Source organism: Sphingobium yanoikuyae (assembly GCF_013001025.1).
In the GTDB taxonomy this organism is placed as follows: domain Bacteria; phylum Pseudomonadota; class Alphaproteobacteria; order Sphingomonadales; family Sphingomonadaceae; genus Sphingobium; species Sphingobium yanoikuyae_A.
The window spans coordinates 2,370,754-2,391,322 of sequence record NZ_CP053021.1; the positions used below are offsets into that span (position 1 = coordinate 2,370,754).

The following is a 20,569-nucleotide window of genomic DNA, read 5'->3' on the forward strand; positions in this document are numbered from 1 at the left end:
CGGAAGGCGAGGCTATCAATCTGAAATAGCAAAATTTTCATGAATTTTCTAATGATTGGATAATTCTTTGTTGGTGAGCAATTTTCCTCAGGTGATATGCTTCAATCCTTCTGCGCGTAGCTTTTGGCAAGTTCGCAGCACCGACGCCGGCGATGGTGGCGAGCTCCTTTTCGGCTAATCCTGGATCTACTGCATCGATGATTCGGCTGTAGTGAAGCCTTTCGTTGAGACCTCGAACCGCTATCAAAGCTTCGCGGTTTCCAGTGGCTGCAGCCAGTGAGCTGAATATTGCGGCAGCGAGGTTAGCGACAGAAACTGGTGAGGGCGCAGATGATCGAGTCAAACTTTGCTGGAGCGCCTCCCGCATGGCCGTCTCTCTCAATCTGGTTAGCGTCGCCGCGATCAACTGCATATGCCAAGCGAGGAGTTCGATGAGTTCGGCGGGTTCCCTGACCGGAACCAAGAATCCACCGTCCGAATGGTGCGCGAGAAGTCCCTCCCCCACGAGAATAAACGCCGCCTCCCGTACGGGAGTCTTGCTTGACCGATGTCGGGTAGCGAGGTCCTGGATATCGATCTTCTTCCCCGGCACGAAATGGCCCGCGAGGTAGTCCTCCTTGAGTCCTTCGTATACGCGCTCGTGGAGCGGAGGATCCATTGCCGACATCATAGGCCAGCAGCCACTGGAACAGCCACCGCCGACCAGGCTGGCGTCAAAGCCTGCGTCAGATGGTCGAGATTGCGCTGTGCAATGAGTTCGATGCACATCCGTTCAAGATCGCTGAGATCGCCGGTTGCCAGCTGGTGCGGAAAGCACATCTTCTGGCCGGCGAACAGCAACGGAATCAAAATATGCCCTGTCGACAAGCCAAGCCGATAGGCACAGACCAGATGATCGTCGAGCCGTGAACGGGGATTGCCGCCTTCGATCTCGCGAAGCCAGCGTACACCCATACCAAGCTCTCGCGCCAAATCGCGTTGCGTTAAGCCCAGTTTCTTCCGTGCCTCTTCGATTTGTCGTCCCGATAGTACCTTTACATACAGGATGGGACTTTCAGCAACGGAAGTCGCCAATAGATGCGACATGTCCGTGTCTCCTTACGGGAGATACCGCCCGCCAAGGCAATTCCATGAGTCGAACTCTAAGGTGTACTTACCACCAGTGTCAAACTCAACCTCGGCCAACTTGTCGGGATTTACCCAACAAGATCATTGGCATCGCGTGAGGCGGGCGTTCTTGCTCCTGACTGCAACGCGCGATCGAAGGCGTTCATCAGGTCCAATTGGTCGGCTTTGGGGATCTGCATGAGCGCAACGATATAGATGGTCCCTAGGTTGGGTTGCCGTCCCTCGGGCGAACTTTCCTGGACCCGTTCGGTTATTCGCGTGGCGACATCCCAGAGGCGATGTGACGCCCCCACATGATGCTCCTCCCCGCCGCCAAGACAGCCAAGCTCCGGCACCTTCAACTGGTCGATGATTTCAGCGGTGGACAGCGTATCGAGATGTTCTATCGCCACGTGCAGCGTCGTACCCCAGGCTATCAGCGAGCGCGTAGTGCGAATCAGATGGCAATGGGAATCGATGAGCACGTCGAGGCCGGCTGGTGAGAGCCGGAGCTTGAAGCTGCGTCTAGCTCGAGCCATCACTCCTTCTCCTGCCTGAACTAGGTTTTTGTCACCCGCCGGCAAGTCCGAGCGGGTACATTTCCATGACGAATGGAGGCAAAAGCGGCACTATAGTGCCGCTTTTGCCCAAAACTGATCTTTCCAACGCTTTCCGAGATCATTTAGCCGCTTTCGTCTGAATAGTGCTTTGTTTCACCGCTTCGGCACTTCAGTGCCCTCCCTATTGCGACTGTCATTCCTGATCGTCATGCCTTGGGACGCACCGGATCGGCGGCCCCAGGGATCCCAAGTCCCGGCCATCCTGCCCGGCCTATCCAAACCCCAAACCCGAGCGCCTCGCGGCGCCACGAGGAGACATGTGCCATGGACCTTCCATGCTCATTGCCGATGCTTGCCGGAGCAATGTTGCTCGGTATCGCCGCGGGACCGGCCTGCGCCCAGACCTACCGGCCGGATGCTGAAGCCTATCCTTGTGCTCGCAACGCCCAAGTCGCCGTCGTCCAAAGCGATTCCGGCTTTTCGATCCGCGAAAAGGCCGCACAACCCGCTGTTCCCCCCACACCGTCGGCGATCAAGATCGGCAACTCGCTTACCTTCGACAGCCGACTTTTCGCGCGCACCTCCCTCGTTCGCCCGGAGTCCAATCATGTCCCGCAGCGCTAAGCTGATCGCGGCAGCGCTGATCTGCGCAACAGCGCCTGCGTACGCCCAGGATAGCGGCACCGAGCCGCTCACGGCCGCAGCCGAGGAGGCTCAGCGTCAGTTGCGCCAGACCTTCACCAATCTGACGTTTGAGGACTTTGGTCCGGCGCCTGTCAGAGGTCCAATATATCAGGCCATTGCGGGCGGACGAGTCATCTATTTCGCGCCCGAGAGTCAGCATCTTCTGTTTGCCGCGATCTACGACAAGAATGGCATCAACGTGACGGCCCTTGCCCAGGACGCGAGTGCGAGGAAGCGCCTTGGCGCCATCAATCCGGCGGATGCGCTGGTCATTGGGCCTGCAGGGGCTCCCAAGGTCATCGAGTTCACCGATCCCGATTGTCCCTATTGCCAGGCGCTCGAGCGCTTCTGGCTGACAAAGGAAGCGGAGGGGAAGCCGGTCCAACGCCTCGTCTATTTCGTGAGCGGCATTCATCCGCAAGCGGCGGCCAAAGCCGAACACATCCTCTGTTCCCCTGACCGCCAGGCCACCTTCAAGTCGATCTATGCCGGTGCGCAGCCCAACTCGCTGCACAAATGCAAGGCTGGCGCCGAGAAGGTCGCCCGCGATGCGGAGACGGTCCGCAAGTTGGGCGTCTCAGGCACACCGACGCTCTTCGTCGACGGCAAGCTCGTCTCCGGTTTCCAGCAGGCCGAGCTTGAGGCGTTCATCGAAGCAAGCGCCAAGAAGGCCAAGGCCGGCCCCTGACCAGCATGTCAGCGATTTGGCGGACCTTGCCTGCGCGCGCTTCAGAAGCGCCCGCGAGGACCGGAATGCCGGCGAGGACGTAGCTCCGGGAGCCGTCCAGCGCCTCGTCGGCCGGAAACGCCGGAACGAGCCACGTGTCTCGATCCGGCGTCGGTGCCGGCAAGCATGATCGGGACGGCTCTTAACACGACAAGGAGACTGCATATGTTGACTTTGCTTCGGGGAAGGACGTTCCGCACGATCGACGCGGCGGTCCTTTTCCTCCTGGCCGCGATCGCCGGAACGAGCGTCGCCTACGCTTTCCAGGCGCCGGCTGCTGGCGACCTTGGTTACGACATCTACGACATCGTCGTGAACCAGGGCGTCAAGGGTCCGCTCGGCTTCGTGGGCGGTGTTGCCGCCTTCCTGTTCGGCGTTTCGCGGCTCTTCTCCAACATCATGATCGGCATCCCGACGATCGTGGCGGCGGTCTGCCTCATCAAGGCGGATTCGATCCTCCAGACCTTCGGCATGCTGATCTGAAAATCTGGCCTTGCGCCGGGCAAGCCGGCGCGAGGCCACCGAAACGGGAGGCGGTGGTCGCCTTCCGCAACCCACGTCCAACGACGTGGTGAAGCAAGGGAGAAGGGCGTGGACGAACGTCTGCCGCAGTTCCTGCACCGGCCGGTCCAGATCCTCTGGTTCGACAGTCAGGAGTTCATCGTCGTGATGAGCGTGATCTTCGTCGCGGTCATCGTCGGCGGGATCATCGGCTGGCTGCTCATCGGCGCTCTTCTCCTTTTCATTCCCTGGAAGCGGACCAAGCCGCGCGGGTTCATCCCGCACCTGGCCTGGCGCTGGGGCCTCGCCCGCTTCCGCAACTACCCGGGTCCGACCCAGACCCGCTTCTTCGAGTAGGCGAGATGGCTCATCCCTTCAGGCGCAAGCGCCAACCCGACATGATCGGCGACACGCGGCCGAGCTGGCACCTGCACCGCTATCTGCAGGGCTCGGCCAACCTCTTCGAGGAGAACCGGCTGCTCAAGGTCGCGATCGCGGGCCTGTTCGGGATCACCGCCGTGCTCGGGACCGTCATCTATACCTCGAACCAGAACACGCGCACCGTGGTCGTGCCGTTCGGTGCCGATGGCGACCTCTATGTGACGGGCAACAAGCCTTCCGAAGCCTATCTGCGCTCGATCACCTTCAACATCGTGGGTCTTGCCGGCACCTATTCCGCTTATTCTGCGGATCGTCAGTTCCAGGAGCTGCTGCGGATCGCGCATCCCAGTGCCTACAATGGTCTTCGTGACAGTCTCAACAGGCTGCTCGACGAGCTTGGCAACAACCCGACGCTCTCCATCGCGACCTATATCCGGGGCGATCAGCCCGTCACCTGGACGGGCAGCGAGATCCTCGTCCCTGTCGAGAAGGTAAGAGTGATCGGCGGCGTTATCCGCAAGTTCCGCGGCAATCTGCGCATCCGCTACGCGCTCGAAAATGGTCGCTTCTGGCTGACTGCGCTCCAAGAGGAGAATTTCAGTGCCGATATCCGTTAAGCGCGCGAGGCTAGCCTGCCTCGCCGGGGCGCCCACCTTTCTTATATTGGCCGCGTCCCTTCCCGCAACTGCCCCTGCTTTCGCCCAGTCGATCGCGGCGCTGCCTGACCAGACGAGCCGGATCCGGCTCTCCAACCGCGACGTCAATCATGTCGTGTGCGTAGGCGGCGACATCGAGGACGTCAAATTCTCGGCCGAGAAGGGCCTTGCGGTCGAGCGCGGTGGCTCGGACGCGTGGATCAAGTTCCTGGTGCTCGAGACCGAGGACCCAAATATCCCGGGAAGCGGCGCCAAGACGCACAGCTATGTGACGACCCCATCGGAATTCTTCGTCTCGTGCAACGGCGCGATCTATCCGCTCTATGCCGAGCCCGCCGACATACCGGCCCAGACCGTCACGCTCGTCCCCGGGGGCGCCCAGCGCGCCCGGGCGAACGACGCGCTGCTTGGGCCACTTGTCGAGGAAGAGCGTGCCGTCGGTATCGTGCTCGCGATCCTGCAGGACCGGGTGCCGGCATCCTTCTCCGAGGTCGCGCCCTCGCGCGACAGGCTGATCCTCACGGACCTTCCCACCGTGACGCTTAGCGAACGGCGGCGGCTCGAAGTGGAAGGCGCGGGGCTTTCGGTCAGCGAATATCTGGTCCGTGCCAGCGCCGCCACCGCGCTCGATGAACGCGAATTCCTCGATACCGCGATTGGGGCCGACATCTTTGCCATCACGATCGACCGGCTGACGCTGGGTGCCAATGAGACCGCACGGCTGATCGTCGTTCGCCGGAGTGTGCAGCAATGACGACGCCTGACGAAAACCGGCAGGCCACTCCTGCAGCGGCTCCGGGCCACCCCACCGACGATAGCGAAGAAAGCGCTGTCGCTCGGCCGGCCCTGCTCGACCTGCCGGCGCAATGGTCGAAGCTGACATCCGACCAGAAGCTGCGCGCCAAGCAGTTGGGCGTCGTCTCCACGATCGCACTGCTCGGCCTAGGCCTCTACACCGCAAGCACCAGCGGTCACAAGGAAGCGCCCAAGGCACCCCAGGCCTCGAACCTGGACATGGGCGCTGGGCTTCGCGGCGACAGCCTCGAAGTGAAGCTGCGCGGCGATCTCCAGAAGATTCTCGACGGCCAGACCTTGCTCGGCGATCGGGTCACCGCGATCGAGGAAGGCAAAGTGGTTCCCGGCACGGGTGGCGGTTCTCACGCGCCGGGTATGGCCGGCGGCGATGGTGGCGATCTGCCGCCGGCCATACCCGGCGAGGCTCCGGCCTATCCGCCCGCGCCGCCCGAAGCCCGGGGTGCGGCTAGCGAAATCCCTGCCCCGCCCGCACCGCCCGCGCCGCCGGCTCCACCCACGCAACGTCAGATCGGCGCGATCGGCGCAGCGACGGCCACGCAAGCTTCGGAAGGAGGTGCTGGCAGCGGCGCCGCCTCAAAAAAACGTATGGCCCGCCCCGTTTGCAAGTAGGATTTTACGGTGTTCTGATCAGTCTGCGTCAACGTATGCGGTCTCACGGGAGCATCCCGTGGCCAAGATGGACATCCGCACGTCTGGAGCCACAATAAGGGAACCGGCAACAGGTGCCATTTTTTTGCCCGGGCTTTCCAGACGCCGATCGACTGTCAGGCCATCTTCACGATCCTTCCTGCAAACATCGTTGGGCTACGCGCGCAGAAGCACGCAGCCGATCCGTTATGCCGCTGCTGGATAGCCGCGTTCGAAGCTCACTTCTTTGCGAAGGGCTGCCCAAGCGATCCGCGCCAGTTTATTAGCCAATGCGACGACGATTGCGTTGCGATGAACTCCTCGCTCGATCATTCCTGTCAACCAACGTCCCAGCGGGGTTTCGCTGCGCGCCAGTGACGGTAATGCTGCCCGGGCGCCATGGATGAGCAAAGTGCGCAAATAGGTGTTGCCACGCTTGGAGATGCCGAGCAGCCGGGGCTTGCCGCCGGTAGTATGTTGCCTGGGTACCAAGCCGAGCCAAGCACCCAAGTCTCGCGCTTTGGCAAAGCTGCTGGCATCGCCCACGGCTGCAATCAAAGCGGTTGCGTTCAACGTGCCGATGCCGGGGATGGACGTGAGCCGCCGGGCAGCTGCATCATTGCGAGCCAGTTCGACAAACTCGCCGTTCAGTGCCTCGACCTTGGTATCAAGTTCGTGCCATTCGGCGCGCAGTTCACCCACCAGTTGCTTCAAGCGTGGTGATAGGGCCGTATCTTCGGCGGCCAGCATGGCATCAATGCCCAACTCCAGCTTGCGCCGGCCGGCCGGAAAAATGGTCCCCCGCTCCAGGAGGATCGCCCGCAGTTGGTTGATAAGGTTTGTGCGCTCGGCTACCAGGCGGGACCTGACGCGGTGGAGGGTCTGGATGTCCAACTGCTCCTGAGTCTTGAGTTCGACGAAGCGCATAGTCGGGCGCGAGGCGGCCTCGGCAATCCCCTCCGCATCACGATCATCATTCTTCTGCGCTTTGACATACGGGCGTACGTACTCCGGCGACATCAATCTGATTTCGTGCCCCTGCGCGGCGAAAAGGCGACCAAGGTTGTGGGCACCACAGCACGCCTCCATTGCAATCACGCAAGCCGGAAGCTTGGTCACGTAATCGATAAGTGTCTGTCGGCGCATCGACTTACGCACGATGACAGCGCCTGCTGCATCAACGCCTACGACACTGCAGGCATTCTTGCCCAAATCAACGCCAAGGATAACAATAGACATCGGTCCGCTCCTTTCCTTTTCAAGCACCGGCATCATACCTGATGCCGGGGAAAAGGGGCGGGCCATCCCATAAGGGAAGCGGACGATCTATTTGCCACCTGGTTTCATGAAGGCTCGGCTCCTGACCGGCATCGACGCCCTGGCGAGCCGGGACGCGACCAGTAATCCCGAACCGATCATAGCCAGGGTCCAGGCGCCTGCTGTTCTCCCCAACGAGGTCAAGGCCAATCTCGCCGGTTGCTTCGTTATCGGCAATGCAACGGGCAGCCTTGCCAAGGAGCGCGTCGAGATCCAGCTCGTCTCGATCTCCTGCGTGGACTTCGACAGCCATGCGGTGGTCGACCAGGCGATCAAGGGCTTCTTCGTCGATGCCGATGGCAAGAAGGGCCTCTCCGGCAAGGTCGTGACCCGCGCCGGCGCCACGCTCGCCCGCTCGTTCATTGCCGGCACGATCGCCGGCATATCGCAGAGCGTCGAAGGGTCTTTCGGCAGCCTTTCGACCTCAGCGCTGGGCAGCGTGCGCAGCCTGGATGCGGGCGATGCGGTCAAGTCGGGCGTCGCGGGCGGCCTCTCCAAGTCCTCCGACAAGCTCACCGACTTCTACCTCGATCTCGCCCGCCAGGCTGGCCCGGTCGTCGAAGTCGGCGCGGCCAAGGATGTCGTGGTCGTCATCCAGGAGGGTCTCGCCCTTGAGATCAAGCCGTCGGTCGGGAGCAAATTCTGATGCGCTCGCCCTTTTCCTCAGGAGATCCTGACATGTCCGTGCTGGCCTACCAGTCTTTTCATCGTTCGCTGCTTTCGCTCAGCCTGCTCGCAAGCCTTGGTGGCTGCGCGGCGGTCGGATCGATGATGTCGCCCTATTCTGAGAAGTTCGACTGCAAGAACAGCGATCACGGGCAGTGCATCCATCCGGATCGGGCCTATGAGGACGCGGTCGCGGGTGTGGCGTCGAAGTCGGACCCCAAGGTCACCAATGACCGTGCGATGCTGCGCGGCCAGGACCAGGGCAAGGCGAACGGCAAACCGGGAAGCAATCCCGCAGGCAGTGCCTATGGCAGTTACCGCGACAGCGTCTACCAGGAACTCAAGGGTCTGATCGAGGCGCCGGTCACACCGATGCTGAAGCCGGCACGCACGGTGCGGACGCTCATCCTCCCCTATGCCGACCGCCAGCGGCCCGACCGGCTCTATATGCCGCGCTATGTCTATTCGGTGATCGACAAGCCGGTTTGGGTCGTCGGCGGCGCGCTCGTGGCCTCACCCGATCGTGCGTCACAGGCGCCGATCCTCGGCCAGGTGCGCGACGGCACCGCGCCCGATGGTGAGGCGCGACCGGCCACCGTTCCCGCTGCACCCGCGATCGTCCCGCCCGCACCGGAGCCCCAGCCATGAGCGGCCTCAGCTATGCGCGGCTGCGGAACGCCGTCCGGCGGGACAGTTTCTCCGACTATCTCCCGCTGGTCGCCTGGGACGAGGACACGGAGGCCTTCCTCTGCATCGACGACACCTGGGGCCATGCCTGGGAACTGGTGCCGACGTCCTATATGTTCGCCCATGTCCAGGGTGCGCTGCAGGGCCTGCTCAACATCCATTTCCCGGACGGGACGGTCCTCCAACTCCACACCTTTGCCGATCCGCTGATCGACGACGCGCTCGACGCTTTCCTCGATTTGAAGACCCGTGATGATCCGCTGATCCAGGCCTCCGCGCGCTATACGCACGCATATCTCAGTGAAGGGCGACACGGCCTCAAGGCGCTCCACGGAATCCCGGTCCGCAACTTCCGCACGCTCCTGTCGATCAAGACGCGCCGGCCGCTCGGTGAAGACCTTCGCCGGCAGGTCGAGGAACAACTCGCAAAACTCGGCATCCGCCGGCTTCCGCCAGAGGAGCTGGTCGCCTTCTACCGGCGTATCTTCAACGGCGTTGCTGATGCCGCCCCCGGCGTCTTCGCCGATGGCACTGCGACAGGCGCGCCACCGATCGGCAAGCAGATCATCGACGCGGGACCGGATCTCGTGTTCGAAGGTGCCGAGGTTTTCCTCGGCAACCAGGTCGCGCGCTGCCTGACACCCAAGGCGCCGGCACGACGCATCACGGCCGAACGCGCCAATCGCCTGATGGGCGGGATGCGCGGCGCGTCCGAGGACAGCGACCAGATCGGAGGCCCGTTCCTCTACACGCTCAACATCCTGTTCGATCATTCGCAGTTCGAAATCCACAAGCGGGCGCAGATTCTCTCGGCGCAGAAAGCTGCGGGTAGCTTCGCGGTCGAGGTCGGCAAGCAGATCGAGGAGATCGGCTGGATTCTCGACGAGGCCGGCAATAGCAAATTTGTCCGCGTCATCCCGACGATCTGGGTGTTCGGCCGCGACCGCGCCCATGCCCGCGATCTCGCGGCGCGCGCCAAGCGCCTCTGGGAAGGCGAGCCGCTTCCCTTCTCGATGCAGGAGGAGAGCTATCTCAACCCGACATTGCTGGTGATGAGCCTGCCTTTCGGGCTCTATCCCGACCGCACGACGCTCCGGCTGCTCGAGCGCGACTTCCGCATGCCGGTCAAGGCGGCCGTGCTGATGGCGCCGATCCAGACCGACTTTCGCGGCGGCGGCCGCCCGGCCCTGCTCTATACCGGACGCAAGGGCCAGCTCGTCACGCTCGACCTGTTCGATCCGCGCATCAACAACTACAATTTCATCGTCTCGGCCGAGAGCGGTGCGGGCAAGAGCTTCCTGCTCAATAATTTGTGCCAGCAGTATTTTGCCTGCGGCGCGCTCATCCGCATCATCGATATCGGCGGCAGCTATCGGAAGCTCTGCACCCTCTGCTCGGGCCGGTACATCGACATCGGCGAAGAGCATCTGGTCCTGAACCCCTTCGATATGGGGCTGGCCCTCGATGGTGACGACAAGCAGTCGGCGATCACCATGGCAGTGGCGATCGTCGCGGAAATGGCCAACGCCTCCACCCGCAAGGGCGTAACCACGTCCGAGTGGAACCTGCTCAAGTCCGCGGTCCAGTGGACGATCGACACCGGGCGCGCCGATCATGGCATCGATGCCGTACGCGAATGGCTCGGCACCTATCCTGAGCTGGTTGAGACCGCGCTCGATCACGTCGATCATCTCGTGCCCGTTGCACGCGAACTCGCCTTCAACCTGCGAGATTTCGGGTCGGGCGGTGCCTATGGCCATTATTTCAACGGCCCCTCGACGCTGGACATCCGCCACGATGAATTTGTGGTTCTCGAACTCGAACGCCTCAAATCCATGCCCGATTTGTTCAACGTCATCGTCATGGTGGTGGTCAACGCGGTCACGCAGGAACTCTACCTGTCCGCGCGTGACAAGCCTCGCTTCGTGCTGTGCGACGAGGCCGCGCAGTTCATGACGCGCACCGACGGCCAGGATCTGTCGCGTCTCGCCGAGGCCTTCGGCCAAGGATACAGGCGCGCACGCAAATATCGCGGCTCGTTCGGCATCGTGCTCCAGTCGATGAACGACCTGACGCTTTTTGGCGGCACAGGCCAGGTGATCCTGGAGAATGCCGCGACCCGCTTCCTGCTGCAGGGCTCGACCTATGACCGGGCCGTCGACAACAAGATCCTCGATTATTCGGGGTTCGTTCTCGACTTGCTGAAGTCGGTCCGTAACTCCAAGCCGAACTACAGCGAGGTGTTCATCGATTCCCCGCTAGGACTCGGCATCGCGCGTCTCGTGGTCGATCCTTTCTCGTACTGGATCAACACCTCGGCGCCCGACGAAGTCGCTGCCTTTGAAGCGCTGATGCGTCAGGGCCTTTCGCCGCTCGAAGCCATTTGCCGTCTCGCCGGCGTCGAGCCCTCGCAGATCCTGGGCACGCCTGCCGCGCCTCGCCTGGTGGGAGTGTGATCGCCATGGCGCGCTTTACGCCGCATCCCGACCAGTTGCCGCTCAACTGGTCCGACAATGAAGCCATTGAATTGATCGTCAAGCAACGGCTCGCCGAGCGGTTCGAAGCGGAATCCTTCCAGTGGCGCTTCCGGCTCGTCATGATCGAGACGGTCATGATGGGCCTGCTCGTGCTCGTCGCGGGGCTCCTGCTCAAGCAGCCGACCATGATGGTGCTGCGCGCCTCGCTCCTCGTAGCGGCGTCGTGTCTCGCGACCGGGCTGCTCCTGCTCAGCCTCTCGGCGGGCACCGCGAAGCTGATAAGCCGCCTGCGCCGGTGGAGGGGCAAATGAACGGCCTCATCTCCTCTGCGCCCTCGCAGGCGGCAATCCGCCTCACGGTCAGCGGGTTCCTGCTGATGCAGATCCAGAGCGCACTTTTGCTCTTGTCGCCGTCGCTCGATCACGACTCGGGCACATTGATCTGGATTCTCACGCCTCTCGCCGTCTCGGCGTTCGTCGCAGCCCTGATCGGTATTCCCGAGCCGCCGGAAGGTCATTGGAGGCAGCGCCATGGCCGCTAGTCTGGTCGGCCGTGTTCGCCGCGGCCCCATCCTGTTGGTCCTCGCCACGGGCAATCTGCTGGCCGTCGCGGCCGCGTTCGCCGCAGCGGGACCGATCAGCGGCACCATGCCGTCGCGCAGCACGATCGGGCGGACATGGCCGATCGCGGAGCCTGATGCGCTCGCCGAGATCGAAGCCAAGGTGGCGACACTCCCCAGCGACATGAGCAAGGCTTTCGGTCCACGCGATAAATGGACCGCGCTCAAGGCCGCGCCGCTCGGGATTGCCGGCGCCGACCGGGTTCGCAGTGTCGTGCCCTTCTATACGCTCGATTTCGATATCACCTTGCCCGATGGCAAGACGCTCTATCCCAAGGGCTTCACCTTCAATCCGCTGACCTATGTGAAGCTGCCCCAGCGGCTCGTCGTCGTGCATCCGCGCGATCTCGGCTGGGCACTCCGCAACGCCCGCAGCAGCGATTTCATTCTGCTGTCGGCGCTAGGCACGCAGAATGGCGATGCGATCGATCTCAGCGAGAAGACCGGGCGGCCAATCTATATCCTGGAGGAGCGGGTCAAGCAGCGGCTCGGGCTGACGGTGGCGCCGGTTATCGTCGAGCAGTCCGGCACACGGCTCGTTCTCACCGAATATGGGCCGAAGAGCCGCGCCACTGCCGTTCCGGCAAAAGGAGCGACGCGATGATCGGGCGCCTTCCTGTCTTCGTCACCGGCCTGGTCATCGGGCTTGTCATGACGCTCGCCTGGCCAAGCCAGGCCCATGCCTCCAAATGCGAGGCTGGCACCGTCTTCAACCCGATCACCAAGGTACGTTGGACCTGCATCTTTCCGATCACGGTCGGGGGCATTCGCGTCGGCAGCTTCGACAAGCTCGACAAGGCGCTCGACGCGCAGTCCGCGTCCAAGCCCTTGTGCGCGTGCCGCAAGGGCATCCAGTTTTGGTTCGGGGTCAAGGTCTCCTACTGGTCGCCAAACCGGATGGTGGACGTCGTGACCGAACCCGGCTGCATGATGGCCCTGGGCGCCGATCTGCTGCCGACAGGCGGCAAACTGCAGGGCAGCCAGTCCTCGATCTCGGACGGCACCAACACCCGCAAGATGTTCGCGCAGATGCACTATTATATCTCGCCGGTCTGGGCGATGCTCGACATGTTCACCGATCTGCCCTGCCTCGAGAATGACGGCTTCGATGTCGCCATGATCACCGAGGTGCTGCCGACCTGGCAGTCGGGGACATTGGGCGCGATCATCCAGCCCGAGGGCATCCTGTTCGGAAACCCCGCCGCCGGCCTTGCCTGCATGGGCGACAGCGCCGCGGCGGCCGCCGGCAAGGTCATCGATCCGCTCTTCTGGTGCATGGGGTCGTGGGGCGCGACCTATCCAATCGCCGGCGATATCCATTTCGACGACAGTGTAGAAGCCTGGGCGGGCCTCGCCGCGCGCGGCGTGTTCATGATGGGGCGTCTCGGCGCGCTTACTATCAGTTCGGCGGATGGTTGCTCCTTCGTCCCCCAGCCCGTCTGGACCAAGAGCCGGTACAAGCTCCAGATCATGGAGCCTGTGAAGGGCGGCAAATGCGTCAATATCGGCCGCCCAGGTTCACTCTGGTCCTCGGCCAAACATGCCCCGGGCAAGGACAATGCCCAGTTCATGCTCTTCGAAAAGGTGATCTGCTGCGCCGGGATACCGGTGCCATGAGCCGATCACTTTCCCCCGTTCCCGCGCGCGACAGCCGTCCTTTCCGGAGGTCTGTTCGCCAAGGCCCCTACGGTCGAGGGCTGCCGCGCGGGACAGGAGCGGCGCCGCCAAGCCCCCCTGGCGGCGTCGCTCCACCCCCGGCCAGCGCGGCCGCCATGCTCCCCTGGTGGAACCGGCGTCTCCTCTCCGCCTGTTCCATCATCGCGACCGCGCTGGCCATTTCCTTTTCTTCGTGTGCCTCGGCGCAGACGATGGACGAACGGGCTCGCGCCGCGGCCGAGGCATCGCGCGCCAAGACCAGCGACAGCGACGCACTCCAGCAGAACTATGTGACGCCGGGCCTTGCCGGACAGCAGATCTCGACCGTCGACAACAGCCGCACGTTCACGCCGAACATCGCCTGCCAGAAGACCGCAACGATGCTCGAGGTGTTGGTCCAGCCCTCGGGCACCGGGGATCTGGGCAGGGTCTCGATCGCGCGCGACACCGATCTCGATGGCACGGTCGACACGACCTCGAACCTGCCTGTGCCGGTCTCGGGCATTTGCGCGAACGGCGTTGTGTCGTGTCAGCCCGGCAGCTGGAATGGCTGCAGCTTCTACCGCTGGGATGTTGATGCGGCCAAGGCGCTGAAGCTGACGTCGGTCGACATGCCCAAGCTCGCCGGCTGCTACTGCATCAACAATAGCTGCGGCACCAATCTTGCCTGGGGCAATATGGCGTCCGTGCTGCGCGATCTGGGCGGTGGAATGATCGGCGCGCTTACGACCGCCGACCCGCGCTATGGGGTCGCGGAAGCCGTCATTGATGGGCCCGCCATCCGCTATGTCGGCGCGCAGTCGACCGCCTGCTCATCAAACCCCAACCTGCCCCAGACGGCATATCGAGCCAATCCCGCGATCATAGCCTCCGACGCCTATTCAGCATCGAGCGGCAGCGCCGTCTTTCAGGCGCTCAAAGGCTCGGCCGTCGGCACGGGCACATCGCTGCAATATCGGCATTGCAGCATCGAACGCAGGGTGACGGTGCTGAAGCCTGGCGCGGACGACATCATCAGCCGGACCTCGGGCGGCTATTCTACGATCCAGAACGGTTCGTCCTTCGATTTCCTGATGGGGTCACCGGCCGACAACAGCCTTGCGGGGGGCAGCTGCACGCTCATCGACTTCCGCATGACGCTGCACGTGAGCAATCCGGATCGCATCATCAATGCCCGCCTCACCGAGTTCTTCGCCGACGATTGGGCGCAGGTGCGGATCGATGGCCAACTGATCGGCTCGGGTCCTTCGCCCTGGACGACGCTTGGACTTCCACCGAGCAAATGCGAGCTCAAGAAGACCTTCTATGCCTATCCCAATCTCGACCTGAAGCCGTGGCTCACGGCCGGCGATCACGAGATCTGGCTGCGCGTCGCGGTGGCGTCGGGCGGTGAGGGTTTCGCGCAGGTGCATGTCGACGTCGACAATAGCTGCAAGACGCTGGAACAGCTCGTCGATGGTTGCGGGACGATCGCGGCCGACCCGCAATGCAAGCTCGACAGCGAACTGGTCGACGGAGTCCAGACCTGGATAAATGGTGTCGCGACGGGTCTGAAGCCCCTGCCCCAGACCCGCATCCTTGGCGGCCCCGCCTGCCCGACCGACCTCACGCGCGACTTCTTCCTCAAGGACCGTACCTATCGTTGCAGTGTCGATGACATCGCGAAGCCCGATACGAGCCGCGGCGCTTATATCATCGACCATTCGACCGAGACGCTGCTGGCCGACCGGACGCGTCAGAGCGACGGCAGCTACGCTAGCTCGACGCGAGCGTTCAGCTTGCCCGACCGTGGCTCGGTGCCCGCGTGCGAACCCGTCTGCAAAACGCGCGCGCCCAAGGCAAATAGTGAAGCGGCGATCGATGGCGTCGTCGGTGCCAAGCAGAATGTGCCGACCGGCTACGACACTTTCTTCCACGCCTGCACCGCCGACAATCAATGCCCGGCCGGGCCAGGCGAGGAAATCGTGTCAGCATGTGGCTGCCTCGACGATTTTCCCGAGGCTGTCGTGATGATGCAGACCGTCCGCCTCGCCGGCGCGGACCTCGTCTGCACAGGGAGCGTGCAATGATCGGCTGCGTCACCAACCGATACCGGCGTCTCGATCCGCGCGGCGCCGCGCTTGCGCTGGTGCTTGGCCTGGGGGTTACCCTCGCCTGCCCGAGTGCCGCCCACGCGCAGCAGATCTGTGCCGCCGATCTCAACAATAATGGTGATGCGGCCGACGAAGGAGAGCAGGCAAGCTGCCTCGGCACCACCAGCGGAGCATGGCTCTGTCCCATTCAGGAGGTCGATTGTGTCGCCAATGCCACGGGTCAGTATAGCTGCCCGGTTGGCCCGCAATATGCCTGTCTCGTCAAGAGCACCGGCGGTACACCATCCTGTTCGCCCAATCAGTGCGCCGACCTTGCGACCAATCCCGTCGTCGAAGAACCGCCGATAGACGATCCTGGCACCGAGCCCAATGGCGGCATCGATGCCGACGGCAATTGCATGGGGACCATCGAGATCTTCTCAGGCCGCGGCGTGCGCTGCCGCCCCGCCGGGCTTTCGACCACCTTCTCCAATTGCTGCAAGGACAAGGGCAAAATCGTGAAGGACGGGATGGGATCGTCCATCTCGTCGGTCGGCACCAAGATTGCGGTGGCCAAAGGCGTGTTCACCGGCATGAAGGCCGCCTACACCGCGTTCAAGGCCGGGGCGACCGCAAGCCAGGCGGCCAGTTCTGGCGCCAATGCGTTGATCGTCGGACTCGACCCGACTTCGATCGCGATCAGCCTCGCGATCAATTTCATGATCGATTTCCTGTTCTCGGGCTGCGACCAGCAGGACATGGAAACGGCGATGCTCGACAGTTCGGGCATGTGCCATTTCATCGGCAGCTACTGCACGTCCTCCTTCCTCGGCATTTGCCTTCAAAAGGCACATGGTGAGTGCTGCTTCAACACCAAGCTCGGTCGGATCATCCAGGAACAGGGCCGTCCCCAGCTTAAAAGCTTCAACGGCAACCTCTGGGGCACCGCCAAGAAGCCGATGTGCCGCGGCTTTACGCCCGAAGAGTTCCAGGCGCTCGATTTCAGCAAGATCGATCTCTCCGAATATTATGCCGACATCGAGGCCCGCGCCCAATCCGACATCCAGATAGACATGGGGGAGCGCGTCAATGCGTATCTCAAAGCCATCAATCCATAGCGCCTGCATTGCCCTGCTGATGGGTGCGGCAACTGCCGCGCTTGCGCAAGACAGTAACCGGCAATCCGCCGCCGATCAGGGCCAGGCCAGCATGGACCGGCTCGAAAGCGCCGTCGCGCGCAGCAAGGATGCAGCAGGGCGAATGCCTGATCCCACCCTTCCACGGACGGACGATCCGGCAAACCGCCGACGCGCGTTCGAGGGGCTGCGGAACCGCATTTCCGCGCCTGACATGGAAGCCCGTGCTCGCGCGGCGCAGGCTCGTGGGCAAGCAAGCCTTGCGGCTGAGCGGGAGCGGCAGGCCAAGGCATTGCGCCAGGCGCTGGGGCTCGAGCCCGCTGAGGAACAGGCGCTCGCCAAGGCCGCACCGGCGGTGACCGCCAAAGGCTGGGTGCCGGTCCTGTTCGTCTCCTCTTCGATGCCGATCTCGACGCTGCGCAACTATGCTGTCCAGCTCGAGCGGGTGCACGGCGTCATGGCGTTTCGCGGCGTGCCGGGCGGACTTCGGAAGATGGGACCGATGGCGAAGCTGACGGCCCAGATCCTGCGGCTCGATCCGGGTTGCGAGGGGCCGAACTGCGTCATGCGCAATGTCCAACTCATCATCGACCCGATTGTGTTCCGGCAGCACGGCATCGCCCAGGTCCCCGCGCTCGCGATGATCCCGGGCGATCCAACCCAAGCGTATTGCGAGCGCGACGATGACAGCCCTCGTGCGGCCCATGTCGTGTTCGGCGACAGCGCGCTCTCTGGAATGTTCGACGAATATGCCCGCCTCGGCGGGAAGGAGGAGGTAAGCCATGCTCAGGCTCTTCTGGCTGATCACTAGGTGGATCGCCGACCTCTGCGCGCGCCTGCGCCGATTGCCGCGCAAGGCGGCGATGGCGCTGGGTGCGCCCGGTCCGGATCAGCCAGCCCGTCCTGACCGGTTGTGGCGGGCCATGCTTGTGGTGTCGCCGCTCGCGTTGTTCGCAGCGCTGGTCATGCCGCAGGTCACGTTGGTCATGTCGCCATCGATCGAAGCCTATGCTGTGCGCAAGAGCCCCGGACCGATCGCCCGGGGCGACTATGTGATGTTCACGCTCCATCACCCGATTGCCGGCCCAAAGCCTGTCTCCGTCACCAAGCATGCGCTTTGCTTGCCCGGCGACCGGCTCACCATGTTCGAGACGCCTTCCCCGCTCGCGGCGAACAGCTGGGACGGCCATTATTACTGCAATGGGCGGCTGCTCGGCGTCAGCTTGCCCAAGGCCCATAACGGGCTGAAGCTCATCCATATGAAATGGAGCGGCGTCATCCCCGCCGGGATGGCCTATGTTGGCTCGACGCATCCGCGCGGGTTCGACAGCCGCTATTTCGGGCTGTTGCCGATCGTGAACCTGATTCGGATGGAGCGTATCCTGTGAGCGCGCGCGATCAGGAAAGGCCCGCCGAAGACAACTCGGGACGGACGGCCCCTTCGCGCTGCAGGCAGTGTGAAATGTGGTTAGCCTTGCACGGCCCGAACCGCTTCGATGGGCATGAGCAAAACGCGCTCTCCCAGCGGCGACGCGATGAAACCATGCCGCGCGTAGAAGGCTACCGCGTCATCGTCGATCGCATGCACGATGACCGCCCGAGCGCCGGCGATCTCGGAGGCGGCCGCACAACGGCGGAGCGCATCAGCAAGCAGATCGGCGCCAAGGCCGAGCCCCTGGAAGCCGGAAGCGACGGCCAGCCTCGCGATCAGCAGCAGAGGCACCTTGTCCGGCATGCCCTTTCTCAGCTTTGCGCTGGGCAGCGCAGCCCGCTCCTCCATAGCGGTCGTGATCGTATAATAGCCGACCACCTGACGGGACCGCTCGGCATCGCAGACCACATAGGTACGGGCCGAGGCGCCTTCACTGGCAAGGGCGCGCTCAACGAGCCACTCATTCAGCGAGGCATGACGCCCGTTATCGAACGCGACGACCTCGTGATCGGCGTTCAAGCGTTCGGGCAGCGTAACGCGGCGCGTGGACATCGAACCGATCAACGCCGCCGATCATCGATTCCAGAGTGGTTCGCGCTTCATCAACTTCTCAAGGGCTGGCGACGGCGCGGGCGGCGTATCGAGAAGACTGAGGAACTGCTCATGACTCTCGGCATCCAGGAAGAAGGTGCGCTGATCGAGGATGGTGGCCTCGGCTTCCCGTCGCGCGCTCGCGAGCATGAATTCAGAGAGCTTCTGCCCGCGCAAGGAAGCTGCGCGGCTGAGCATCGCCTTGAGCTCGGCCGCAGCCCTGATCTGGATGACATCATCCTTGCGCGCCGAAGCGCCTCGGTCGGTACGGGCGTGCTGTGCCATGTCACTAAACTCCTCCGGGATATCTGGCAATTTGCCACGACAATGTCAATACATTCACGCTCTCCGCGTCCTTGGCTTCAGGCCGCTAGTCTGGCGATGATCGCGATCCTTGCAGGCCCTCAATCGGCCAGCGCGCAAGCCAGTCCGTTCGGCGGTGCATCAAAGCAGGGTTATTGGTGGTACGAAGCGCCCAAGCCGAAGCCTGAGGACAAGCCCGAAGCCGACCGGCTCGTGAAGCCCGTTATCCCGCCGATGGCGGAACTCGCGACCTGGACGCCGCCGAAGATCCGCAAGCTCATCGAGCAGCAGCGCGACTATGCCGCGACCGTGCTGACTGTTGATGCCGTCGCCGATTTCTGGCGGCTGCAGGATTTCGCGCGGCGCAAGGCGCGCGCGTTCGCCGGCGTCACCCAGATCGCGATGCTCCAATATCCCGAACTCAACTCCAAGTCGGCCAACCCGATGGTCGGCGACGCCCGATCCGAGCTGTCAGCGGAGAAGGACGCTATCCGCCGATCCTATCTGCGCGCCCATGCGAGCGAGTTCGCGCTCGTCATGTTCTCGCGGTCGACCTGCGGATATTGCCGGGTCCAGTGGCCGATCATCCAGCGCTTCCAGGAGGAAATGGGCTGGCAGGTGACGTTGATGGATCTCGACAAGCGCCCTGATGTCAGTGCGCGGTTCGGGGTCGAGATCACGCCCACCACGATGATCATCCGGCGCGGCAGTCAGCAGCGCATGATCATAGCCTCGGGCGTCGAGGCATATCCCAACCTCGCGCAGATGGCCTATCAGGCGGTGCGCCTGCTGCGCAGCGATATCCGGCCCGAACAGTTCATGACCGGCCCGGGCGAGGATGCGGGATTCTTCGACGCGTTGGGCAACGGCCCGGTATCGGCGACCGATCCGAGGGCACTTGGCGGCGATCTCGTCGAAGCATCGGGTGGGAGGCCATGATGCGCGCGCTCATTCTCCTTGGCATTCCAGGCCTGGTCATCGGCATGGGGTCCGCTGCGGCGCAGACCGTCAGCCAAGAAGACGCCATGCGGGCCGCGATCCACCCGGTCGGCGACGCGAAAACGATGCAGGCCTGGCTCTCACGGGTTCCGATCACCCGCGAGTTCCCAGATGATTTCGCGACCACGCTGCGCGGACATGGCGCCGCGTTCGTCATCGAGATGACGACGACACCGGGATGCGTGCCCTGCGGCGATCTCTGGACCAAGCTGACAGCGCTCGGAACGCGCTATGGCTGGCAGGTCCGCACCATCGGGAGCCAGGAAGCGATGATCCGGTCGGGCCGTCTCGGCTTGCCCTGGGTTGGACATCCAGTCGCCTGGGTACGACCAATCGCCGACGATATGCGCGTTATCCCGGTGGCGATCGGTACAGACCACTCGCCCAATCTGGGCCGCAACCTCTATCTGGCCGCGAAGATGCTGACGGGCGTGAGGCCTGCGGTCGGCGTTCGGGCCATGTCCAAGTTCACCGGCATCGTGGGGTTGCCGGCGACCCGTCCAGGAAGGCACTGAGCGATGGCGGCCTCAGTTCTTCCTCCAACAGCCATGCTTG

25 protein-coding genes and 1 pseudogene are annotated in these 20,569 nt (G+C 63.2%); 20 read left to right on the plus strand and 6 right to left on the minus strand.

Annotated elements, in window-relative coordinates; translation table 11 throughout:
- Positions 1-37 precede the first annotated feature (37 nt).
- From HH800_RS11695 to HH800_RS11705, 3 genes are all read right to left on the minus strand, one after another.
- Complete coding sequence (locus HH800_RS11695; RefSeq protein WP_169861188.1) at positions 38-658, minus strand: GntR family transcriptional regulator; 621 nt, start codon at positions 656-658, stop codon at positions 38-40.
- Positions 659-666: 8 nt separating this feature from the next.
- Positions 667-1,086 (minus strand): helix-turn-helix domain-containing protein, encoded by a 420-nt coding sequence (locus HH800_RS11700; protein WP_235682098.1) that lies wholly within the window; start codon positions 1,084-1,086, stop codon positions 667-669.
- A gap of 110 nt (positions 1,087-1,196) precedes the next feature.
- The gene (locus HH800_RS11705) at positions 1,197-1,646 is read right to left on the minus strand and encodes a hypothetical protein (protein WP_169861189.1); all 450 of its coding nucleotides are present in this window, start codon (positions 1,644-1,646) and stop codon (positions 1,197-1,199) included.
- Positions 1,647-2,030: 384 nt separating this feature from the next.
- On the opposite strand from HH800_RS11705, the gene HH800_RS11710 reads away from it, so the two are divergent.
- The 7 genes from HH800_RS11710 to HH800_RS11740 all read left to right on the plus strand — a co-directional run bounded on the left by HH800_RS11710 (position 2,031) and on the right by HH800_RS11740 (position 6,041).
- Positions 2,031-2,291, plus strand: coding sequence for a hypothetical protein (locus HH800_RS11710; RefSeq protein WP_169861190.1), 261 nt, complete (start codon positions 2,031-2,033; stop codon positions 2,289-2,291).
- Positions 2,275-3,039: a DsbC family protein gene (locus tag HH800_RS11715; RefSeq protein WP_169861191.1), complete on the plus strand. Its 765-nt coding sequence runs from the start codon at positions 2,275-2,277 to the stop codon at positions 3,037-3,039. The genes HH800_RS11710 and HH800_RS11715 overlap by 17 nt, the downstream gene beginning before the upstream one ends.
- A 204-nt stretch (positions 3,040-3,243) precedes the next feature.
- Positions 3,244-3,561, plus strand: coding sequence for a hypothetical protein (locus HH800_RS11720; RefSeq protein WP_018250898.1), 318 nt, complete (start codon positions 3,244-3,246; stop codon positions 3,559-3,561).
- 108 nt (positions 3,562-3,669) lie between these two features.
- A complete protein-coding gene (locus HH800_RS11725) occupies positions 3,670-3,936 on the plus strand; it encodes a type IV conjugative transfer system protein TraL (protein WP_018250899.1) in 267 nt (88 codons plus the stop codon).
- 41 nt (positions 3,937-3,977) lie between these two features.
- The gene (locus HH800_RS11730; protein WP_206379214.1) at positions 3,978-4,577 is read left to right on the plus strand and encodes a TraE/TraK family type IV conjugative transfer system protein; all 600 of its coding nucleotides are present in this window, start codon (positions 3,978-3,980) and stop codon (positions 4,575-4,577) included.
- Between the two features lie 43 nt (positions 4,578-4,620).
- Positions 4,621-5,370 carry a type-F conjugative transfer system secretin TraK gene (locus HH800_RS11735; protein ID WP_169863311.1) on the plus strand — a complete coding sequence of 250 codons (750 nt, stop codon included), beginning with the start codon at positions 4,621-4,623 and terminating at the stop codon, positions 5,368-5,370.
- Positions 5,367-6,041, plus strand: coding sequence for a hypothetical protein (locus HH800_RS11740; RefSeq protein ID WP_206379216.1), 675 nt, complete (start codon positions 5,367-5,369; stop codon positions 6,039-6,041). Before HH800_RS11735 ends, HH800_RS11740 begins: the two co-directional genes overlap by 4 nt.
- Before the next feature lie 225 nt (positions 6,042-6,266).
- Here the strand turns inward: HH800_RS11740 and HH800_RS11745 are convergent, their stop codons facing one another.
- Complete coding sequence (locus HH800_RS11745) at positions 6,267-7,298, minus strand: IS110 family transposase (protein ID WP_020818605.1); 1,032 nt, start codon at positions 7,296-7,298, stop codon at positions 6,267-6,269.
- Between the two features lie 79 nt (positions 7,299-7,377).
- Between HH800_RS11745 and HH800_RS11750 the strand changes: the two are divergent.
- The 11 genes and pseudogenes from HH800_RS11750 to HH800_RS11800 form a co-directional block, all read left to right on the plus strand.
- Positions 7,378-8,022, plus strand: a pseudogene (locus HH800_RS11750) (TraB/VirB10 family protein); the annotation flags it as partial.
- Between the two features lie 32 nt (positions 8,023-8,054).
- Complete coding sequence (locus HH800_RS11755) at positions 8,055-8,690, plus strand: TraV family lipoprotein (protein WP_169861193.1); 636 nt, start codon at positions 8,055-8,057, stop codon at positions 8,688-8,690.
- Positions 8,687-11,185 (plus strand): TraC family protein, encoded by a 2,499-nt coding sequence (locus tag HH800_RS11760; protein ID WP_169861194.1) that lies wholly within the window; start codon positions 8,687-8,689, stop codon positions 11,183-11,185. The genes HH800_RS11755 and HH800_RS11760 overlap by 4 nt, the downstream gene beginning before the upstream one ends.
- A gap of 5 nt (positions 11,186-11,190) precedes the next feature.
- Positions 11,191-11,517, plus strand: a complete 327-nt coding sequence (locus HH800_RS11765) for a hypothetical protein (RefSeq protein WP_169861195.1) — start codon at positions 11,191-11,193, stop codon at positions 11,515-11,517.
- Positions 11,514-11,747, plus strand: a complete 234-nt coding sequence (locus tag HH800_RS11770; RefSeq protein ID WP_169861196.1) for a hypothetical protein — start codon at positions 11,514-11,516, stop codon at positions 11,745-11,747. Before HH800_RS11765 ends, HH800_RS11770 begins: the two co-directional genes overlap by 4 nt.
- Positions 11,737-12,429: a conjugal transfer protein TraW gene (locus HH800_RS11775; RefSeq protein WP_169861197.1), complete on the plus strand. Its 693-nt coding sequence runs from the start codon at positions 11,737-11,739 to the stop codon at positions 12,427-12,429. Before HH800_RS11770 ends, HH800_RS11775 begins: the two co-directional genes overlap by 11 nt.
- Entirely contained in the window at positions 12,426-13,442 is a 1,017-nt protein-coding gene (locus HH800_RS11780) for a TraU family protein (protein ID WP_169861198.1), read from the plus strand. The genes HH800_RS11775 and HH800_RS11780 overlap by 4 nt, the downstream gene beginning before the upstream one ends.
- Before the next feature lie 251 nt (positions 13,443-13,693).
- A complete protein-coding gene (locus HH800_RS11785) occupies positions 13,694-15,550 on the plus strand; it encodes a hypothetical protein (RefSeq protein ID WP_169861199.1) in 1,857 nt (618 codons plus the stop codon).
- On the plus strand, positions 15,547-16,671 hold the full coding sequence (traN, locus tag HH800_RS11790) for a conjugal transfer protein TraN (RefSeq protein ID WP_169861200.1): 1,125 nt from the start codon (positions 15,547-15,549) through the stop codon (positions 16,669-16,671). Before HH800_RS11785 ends, traN begins: the two co-directional genes overlap by 4 nt.
- Positions 16,643-17,500, plus strand: a complete 858-nt coding sequence (locus HH800_RS11795) for a type-F conjugative transfer system pilin assembly protein TrbC (RefSeq protein WP_169861201.1) — start codon at positions 16,643-16,645, stop codon at positions 17,498-17,500. Before traN ends, HH800_RS11795 begins: the two co-directional genes overlap by 29 nt.
- Positions 17,472-18,077, plus strand: a complete 606-nt coding sequence (locus HH800_RS11800; protein WP_169861202.1) for a S26 family signal peptidase — start codon at positions 17,472-17,474, stop codon at positions 18,075-18,077. Before HH800_RS11795 ends, HH800_RS11800 begins: the two co-directional genes overlap by 29 nt.
- Before the next feature lie 80 nt (positions 18,078-18,157).
- Here the strand turns inward: HH800_RS11800 and HH800_RS11805 are convergent, their stop codons facing one another.
- Positions 18,158-18,640 (minus strand): GNAT family N-acetyltransferase, encoded by a 483-nt coding sequence (locus HH800_RS11805; RefSeq protein WP_235682122.1) that lies wholly within the window; start codon positions 18,638-18,640, stop codon positions 18,158-18,160.
- 54 nt (positions 18,641-18,694) lie between these two features.
- Positions 18,695-18,997: a DUF1778 domain-containing protein gene (locus tag HH800_RS11810; protein ID WP_169861203.1), complete on the minus strand. Its 303-nt coding sequence runs from the start codon at positions 18,995-18,997 to the stop codon at positions 18,695-18,697.
- 96 nt (positions 18,998-19,093) lie between these two features.
- On the opposite strand from HH800_RS11810, the gene HH800_RS11815 reads away from it, so the two are divergent.
- The gene (locus tag HH800_RS11815) at positions 19,094-19,954 is read left to right on the plus strand and encodes a conjugal transfer protein TraF (protein ID WP_169861204.1); all 861 of its coding nucleotides are present in this window, start codon (positions 19,094-19,096) and stop codon (positions 19,952-19,954) included.
- Positions 19,954-20,529: a hypothetical protein gene (locus HH800_RS11820; RefSeq protein ID WP_169863313.1), complete on the plus strand. Its 576-nt coding sequence runs from the start codon at positions 19,954-19,956 to the stop codon at positions 20,527-20,529. The genes HH800_RS11815 and HH800_RS11820 overlap by 1 nt, the downstream gene beginning before the upstream one ends.
- The last annotated feature ends 40 nt before the right edge of the window (positions 20,530-20,569 follow it).

Coding starts and splice junctions, on each gene's coding strand:
- HH800_RS11695 (WP_169861188.1), bottom strand. CDS start 658: ATGGATCCTCCGCTCCACGAGCGCGTATACGAAGGACTCAAGGAGGAC.
- HH800_RS11700 (WP_235682098.1), bottom strand. CDS start 1,086: ATGTCGCATCTATTGGCGACTTCCGTTGCTGAAAGTCCCATCCTGTAT.
- HH800_RS11705 (WP_169861189.1), bottom strand. CDS start 1,646: ATGGCTCGAGCTAGACGCAGCTTCAAGCTCCGGCTCTCACCAGCCGGC.
- HH800_RS11710 (WP_169861190.1), top strand. CDS start 2,031: ATGTTGCTCGGTATCGCCGCGGGACCGGCCTGCGCCCAGACCTACCGG.
- HH800_RS11715 (WP_169861191.1), top strand. CDS start 2,275: ATGTCCCGCAGCGCTAAGCTGATCGCGGCAGCGCTGATCTGCGCAACA.
- HH800_RS11720 (WP_018250898.1), top strand. CDS start 3,244: ATGTTGACTTTGCTTCGGGGAAGGACGTTCCGCACGATCGACGCGGCG.
- HH800_RS11730 (WP_206379214.1), top strand. CDS start 3,978: ATGATCGGCGACACGCGGCCGAGCTGGCACCTGCACCGCTATCTGCAG.
- HH800_RS11740 (WP_206379216.1), top strand. CDS start 5,367: ATGACGACGCCTGACGAAAACCGGCAGGCCACTCCTGCAGCGGCTCCG.
- HH800_RS11745 (WP_020818605.1), bottom strand. CDS start 7,298: ATGTCTATTGTTATCCTTGGCGTTGATTTGGGCAAGAATGCCTGCAGT.
- HH800_RS11755 (WP_169861193.1), top strand. CDS start 8,055: ATGTCCGTGCTGGCCTACCAGTCTTTTCATCGTTCGCTGCTTTCGCTC.
- HH800_RS11760 (WP_169861194.1), top strand. CDS start 8,687: ATGAGCGGCCTCAGCTATGCGCGGCTGCGGAACGCCGTCCGGCGGGAC.
- HH800_RS11765 (WP_169861195.1), top strand. CDS start 11,191: ATGGCGCGCTTTACGCCGCATCCCGACCAGTTGCCGCTCAACTGGTCC.
- HH800_RS11770 (WP_169861196.1), top strand. CDS start 11,514: ATGAACGGCCTCATCTCCTCTGCGCCCTCGCAGGCGGCAATCCGCCTC.
- HH800_RS11775 (WP_169861197.1), top strand. CDS start 11,737: ATGGCCGCTAGTCTGGTCGGCCGTGTTCGCCGCGGCCCCATCCTGTTG.
- HH800_RS11780 (WP_169861198.1), top strand. CDS start 12,426: ATGATCGGGCGCCTTCCTGTCTTCGTCACCGGCCTGGTCATCGGGCTT.
- HH800_RS11785 (WP_169861199.1), top strand. CDS start 13,694: ATGGACGAACGGGCTCGCGCCGCGGCCGAGGCATCGCGCGCCAAGACC.
- traN (WP_169861200.1), top strand. CDS start 15,547: ATGATCGGCTGCGTCACCAACCGATACCGGCGTCTCGATCCGCGCGGC.
- HH800_RS11795 (WP_169861201.1), top strand. CDS start 16,643: ATGCGTATCTCAAAGCCATCAATCCATAGCGCCTGCATTGCCCTGCTG.
- HH800_RS11800 (WP_169861202.1), top strand. CDS start 17,472: ATGCTCAGGCTCTTCTGGCTGATCACTAGGTGGATCGCCGACCTCTGC.
- HH800_RS11810 (WP_169861203.1), bottom strand. CDS start 18,997: ATGGCACAGCACGCCCGTACCGACCGAGGCGCTTCGGCGCGCAAGGAT.
- HH800_RS11815 (WP_169861204.1), top strand. CDS start 19,094: ATGATCGCGATCCTTGCAGGCCCTCAATCGGCCAGCGCGCAAGCCAGT.
- HH800_RS11820 (WP_169863313.1), top strand. CDS start 19,954: ATGCGCGCGCTCATTCTCCTTGGCATTCCAGGCCTGGTCATCGGCATG.